Annotated in this window: 5 protein-coding genes; 3 read left to right on the top strand and 2 right to left on the bottom strand. The window is 52.4% G+C overall.

The genetic code is table 11. The features are described 5' to 3' along the window. On the bottom strand, window positions 1-422 hold a 422-nt coding region (locus tag H6F43_RS04410), incomplete at its 3' end, for a trigger factor family protein (protein WP_190341051.1). A 565-nt stretch (window positions 423-987) separates the two neighbouring features. Between H6F43_RS04410 and H6F43_RS04405 the strand changes: the two genes are divergently transcribed. From H6F43_RS04405 to H6F43_RS04395, 3 genes are all read left to right on the top strand, one after another. Continuing rightward, on the top strand, window positions 988-2,040 hold the full coding sequence (locus H6F43_RS04405; protein WP_190341049.1) for an aspartate-semialdehyde dehydrogenase: 1,053 nt from the start codon (window positions 988-990) through the stop codon (window positions 2,038-2,040). 32 nt (window positions 2,041-2,072) lie between these two features. Beyond that, the gene (gene dapA / locus H6F43_RS04400; RefSeq protein WP_190341047.1) at window positions 2,073-2,957 is read left to right on the top strand and encodes a 4-hydroxy-tetrahydrodipicolinate synthase; all 885 of its coding nucleotides are present in this window, start codon (window positions 2,073-2,075) and stop codon (window positions 2,955-2,957) included. Window positions 2,958-3,173: 216 nt separating this feature from the next. After that, the gene (locus H6F43_RS04395; protein ID WP_190341045.1) at window positions 3,174-4,922 is read left to right on the top strand and encodes a ribonuclease J; all 1,749 of its coding nucleotides are present in this window, start codon (window positions 3,174-3,176) and stop codon (window positions 4,920-4,922) included. A gap of 101 nt (window positions 4,923-5,023) precedes the next feature. Here H6F43_RS04395 and H6F43_RS04390 read toward each other — a convergent pair. Next, window positions 5,024-5,284 (bottom strand): DUF933 domain-containing protein (locus H6F43_RS04390; RefSeq protein WP_190341043.1); only part of this gene is annotated, 261 nt, incomplete at its 5' end.

Here is a 5,284-nt window from a genome sequence, read left to right as displayed (position 1 = left end):
AGGTCGGGCTTGACTTCTTCTGCCTGCACCTGGAGATCGGTGTATTGATTCAGCGTTACCTCTGGCTGCACATCGACCGCTGCCGAGAACGTCAGGGCAGAGCCAGGCTGAAACTGCTGCACGAGGTCATCAAACGACGATCGCAGCTGAAAATTGCCCAGAGCCTCAATTTTTTCCTGCTCAAGTGCTTGCTTCAGGCTGTCCTCAATGAGTTCTTCAACGGCTGCCGCCTTCAGCTGGGCAGAGCCAAATCGCTGAATTACGACTTGGCGTGGCACTTTGCCTTTGCGAAATCCTGGAATGTTAGCAGAGCGCACGAACTTGTCGATTACCTGGTCGTAAACCTTTTTTGACATTTCGGGCGTGATTTCAATTTCCAGACCAACCTGGCTGGCGGGGAGCTTTTCCTGAGTAACTTTCATCGGCGTAGTTCGGAAATGACGGGGACGTTCGGAAATGATTGGGACGATTGAGGCGATCTTAGCGCTGATAATCTCGGAGCGATGGCTCACTCGCTGAGCAAAGAATAGCCTGCCGTCGTTGGCTTGCTTTAGAACACAAACCTTAAGAATCCGTTAACTCCCGAGAAGCAAGACCCAAATACGGTGTAGCCAAACTTTGGCAATCACTCGCACGAACTGGCTAAAGCTGCGATCGGGGTTTGGACCACACTGCGGCAACTAGCTATGGTACCTGATTCCGATCCAGGATAGGTAATGGGTCAGGCTGAATCTTAATGAAGGCCATCGGAATTGCCAGAGAACACTTAAATTTCAATCTGCTTCTGACAAAATCCGTTAGAATCTTGGAGTTCGGGCTTTGGATAGTTAAAACCCTTAAACGAATCACGGATACCGCTCAGCTTTACAAACGGAGTCACTCAAAGTTAGTTAATAGAAATTCTTAAGAAGCAGCGTCATTAATTAGAATTCTAAATTCGATCTGTATTTAACATTATGGATATCAAGGGTTGTGGAGGTTGTTAGATTGGCTCAGTCTTATCGAGTCGCAATCTTAGGTGCGACAGGTGCCGTTGGCACAGAGCTATTAGAGCTATTGGAGAAGCGCAACTTTCCCCTGTCGGATCTAAAACTACTAGCATCCGCACGATCGGCAGGTAGCCATCTGCTGTTCAAGGGCGAAAAATTGCTAGTTGAAGAAGTAAGCGATCGTGCTTTTGACGGTGTGGATATCGTCCTGGCTTCCGCTGGAGGCTCGACTTCGCGGGCTTGGGCACCAAAAGCTGTGGTAGCAGGAGCTGTGGTTATTGACAACTCCAGCGCCTTTCGCATGGACCCAACTGTGCCGCTGGTCGTTCCAGAAGTGAACGCTTACGCCGCCGCAGAGCATTGTGGCATCATTGCCAACCCAAACTGCACGACAATTTTGATGAGCGTGGCGGTGTATCCCCTACACCAAGTTCAACCCATTCGTCGCATCGTTGCCGCAACTTACCAGTCCGCTAGTGGAGCCGGAGCACGAGCGATGGAAGAAGTCAAAGTGCAGGCACAGGCAATTCTGCATGGGCAAACCCCCAGCGCTGAAATCTTCCCGTATCCGCTAGCGTTTAATCTGTTCCCCCACAACTCACCGCTGAATGAGCAGGGGTACTGCGAAGAAGAACTAAAGATGGTTAACGAGACGCGCAAGATTTTTGCTGCGCCGGACCTACGAGTCACGGCAACCTGCGTACGGGTTCCCGTCTTGCGGGCGCACTCGGAAGCGATTAACTTGGAGTTTGACCAACCGTTTAGTGTGGCGCAGGCTAGAGAAATCCTCAGCCAAGCACCCGGCATTAAGCTTGTGGAGGACTGGTCTGCCAACCACTTCCCCATGCCGATCGAGGCGAGTGGGCAAGACGACGTGCTTGTAGGTCGAATTCGACAAGACCTATCGCACCCCTGCGGCTTAGAGCTTTGGCTCTGCGGTGATCAAATCCGCAAAGGTGCCGCCCTTAACGCTGTTCAAATCGCAGAGCTTCTGGTGCAAAAGAACCTGCTCAAAACTCCTGTAGCCGCCAATGATCGTCGCTCTACCTGACTTACTTACTAATCCCTAACAACTAGAAGCGTGTGGTGAATTTTGGACGTGTTTTAACCGCAATGGTGACGCCGTTTACGGACGATGGCAGAGTGAACCTTGCCGTTGCCGAGAAACTGGCAACCTATTTAGCCGAAGCTGGAACAGACACATTGGTTGTCTGCGGCACTACTGGAGAGTCTCCAACGTTGACGTGGGACGAAGAGTACGACCTGTTTTGTGTGGTGCGTCAGGCAGTAAGTGGGAAGGCTAAGGTTATCGCTGGGACTGGGTCAAATTCGACTCAAGAAGCGATCGCAGCAACCCAAAAAGCCGCTAGAATAGGGATCGATGGAGCATTACAGGTTGTCCCCTACTACAACAAGCCACCTCAAGAGGGGCTGTATCAGCACTTTAGAGCGATCGCCGAGGCAGTGCCTGACATGCCGCTGATGCTCTACAATGTGCCGGGACGGACTGGACAGAATTTGCAAGCCGAGACGGTAGCGCGTCTGGCTGAGGTGCCAAACATTGTGGCGCTCAAAGAGTCTACGGGCAATATTGATCAGGCGAGCCAGCTTCGACGCATTCTACCGGCGGACTTTCTGCTATATTCTGGCGATGACTATATGACGCTGCCGCTGCTGGCGATCGGGTTTCAGGGCGTGGTCAGTGTGGCTAGTCATCTTGTTGGCAGTCAGATTCAGCAGATGATTCAGGCGTTTCAGGCTGGACAACTTCAGGTCGCAACTGATCTGCATCTCAAGCTGTTTCCCTTGTTTAAGGCGCTGTTTGCTACTGCGAATCCAATTCCCGTAAAAGCGGCACTCAATCTGCAAGGCTGGCAGGTTGGCTCTACCCGCCCTCCGCTCTGTGAGGCACCCACGGATGTGGTGCACTTGTTGGAGAGCGTTCTGGCGGAGCTGTCCTTGCTCTAGTACAGTCTGCCGTTCTCATCAGGGTTTCTTGACAATTGAATAGCCTATTTGCTGCCTACCTTGTGTAGGCAACTCACGCAACGTTCTATGACTGATACGTTTTTGCGCTTACTCTCAAACCGCTTTGCGCATCCTGAATCCTGGACTTCAAACAGCAATCAGTCTTAAGCATTTAACGCTTTCTCTCAACTTTATTGATTCTACGTAAGGACACACATGACCCAAACCCAAGCACCCCTCAAAATCATTCCCCTCGGTGGACTACACGAGATTGGCAAAAACACCTGCGTCTTCGAGATTAACGACGAGATCGTGCTGCTCGATGCAGGCTTAGCCTTTCCGACCGACGGAATGCATGGAGTGAACATCGTTCTGCCCGACATGACGTATCTGCGGCAGAACCGCCACAAAATTAAAGGGATGATCGTGACCCACGGCCACGAAGACCACATCGGCGGCATTCCGTTTCACCTTAAGCAGTTCGACATTCCTGTCATCTACGGTCCTCGATTGGCGATGGCGCTGCTAGAGGGCAAGCTGGAAGAGGCGGGCGTTGCCGATCGCACCGAACTTCGCACCGTCGGTCCCCGCGATATTGTCCGCATCGGTAACTCGTTCTTTGTCGAGTTCATCCGCAACACGCACTCGATCGCCGATAGCTTCACAGTTGCCATTCGCACCCCGGTGGGCGTTGTGATTCATACAGGTGACTTTAAAATCGACCACACGCCTGTAGATGGTGAGTTCTTCGACTTTCAGCGTTTAGCTGAATACGGCGAACGCGGCGTTCAGTGTTTAATCAGCGACTCGACCAACTCTGAAGTTCCTGGCTACACGCCTTCGGAACGATCAGTTTTTCCCAACCTTGATCGCGTCTTTGCTCAGGCGAATGGACGCTTGCTCGTCACTACCTTTGCGTCGTCGGTGCACCGAATCAACATGATTCTGGAGCTAGCGAAAAAGCACGGGCGCGTTGTGTCGGTCATTGGGCGATCAATGCTGAATGTCATTGCTCACGCTCGCACCTTAGGCTACATCAAGTGCGAGGACGATCTGCTTCAGCCGCTGCACATGATCCACAAGATGCCGGACAAGAACGTCCTGATTCTCACGACTGGATCGCAGGGTGAGCCGATGTCGGCAATGACTCGCATTGCCAATGGAGATCACCCGAAGGTCAAGGTACGCGAAGGCGACACAATAGTGTTCTCGGCGAACCCGATTCCAGGCAACACCGTCGCTGTTGTCAATGTGATCGACAAGCTAATGATGAAAGGCGCAAAGGTCGTGTACGGGAAGGAACAAGGCATACACGTTTCTGGGCATGCCTGCCAAGAGGACCAGAAGCTGATGATCGGGATGACTCGTCCCAAGTTCTTCTTGCCTGTTCACGGTGAGCACCGCATGTTGGTCAAGCATTCTCAGACCGCTCAGAGCATGGGCATTCCCGCTCAGAACATGGTAATCATTAACAACGGCGACGTGGTGGAATTGACAGAAAGCTCGATTCGCGTCGGTGATAAGGTTGCGGCTGGCATCGAACTGGTGGATGCATCCCGCTCCGGTGTGGTCAACGATAAGGTGCTGAAAGAGCGACAGCAGCTCGCAGGTGATGGTGTTGTCACCGTGGCAGCGACCGTTGATGCGGAAGGACGCTTGCTTACTAAGCCCGAAGTGCACTTGCGCGGCGTGGTGACGACGATCGACCACAGCGAACTCAACACCAAGATTCGCAACGTTATCGAATTTGTGCTGCGCGATCGCTGGACTGATTTTGCGCGCTCGTTTGGCGAAGGTCCGCTAGAAATCGACTGGACAGGGCTACAAACCCAAATTGAAGTCGAACTCCGACGAATGCTGCGTCGTGAACTTCAAAGCAATTCGCTGCTGGTATTCCTGCTGCAATCTGTAGAAGAGCAGAAGGCGACGAGTCGGGGACGACGTGTGGAGGCGATCGCGTCCTAACTTGATCGGGTCAATGAGCAATTTGTAGAAGAATTGAAATGAAGAGCAGGTGGTAGGTCAGTTTGACCATTTACCACCTGCTCTTCGCGTAGCATCAGCGATTAGACGTTGAACCGGAACAGCATCACGTCGCCTTCCGCAACGACGTACTCTTTGCCCTCACTGCGGACCCAGCCCTTTTCCTTTGCAGTGCTCATTGAGCCAGCCGTAACTAAATCCTTGTATGCCACCGTTTCCGCGCGGATGAATCCGCGCTCAAAATCAGAGTGAATCACGCCTGCTGCCTGCGGAGCCACCATTCCAGCTTTAATAGTCCAAGCGCGGGTTTCTTTAGGTCCAGTGGTGAAGTAGGTGCGGAGTCC

Origin of the sequence: Leptolyngbya sp. FACHB-36 (assembly GCF_014695955.1) — a bacterium.
Classification (GTDB): Bacteria; Cyanobacteriota; Cyanobacteriia; order Leptolyngbyales; family Leptolyngbyaceae; genus FACHB-36.
Note: the sequence above shows the minus strand (reverse complement) of the source record. Positions and strands in the feature narration are given on the sequence as shown.

Bases quoted from the DNA above. Each gene is read 5' to 3' on its own strand.
- H6F43_RS04395 (WP_190341045.1), top strand. From the start codon at position 3,174: ATGACCCAAACCCAAGCACCCCTCAAAATCATTCCCCTCGGTGGACTA.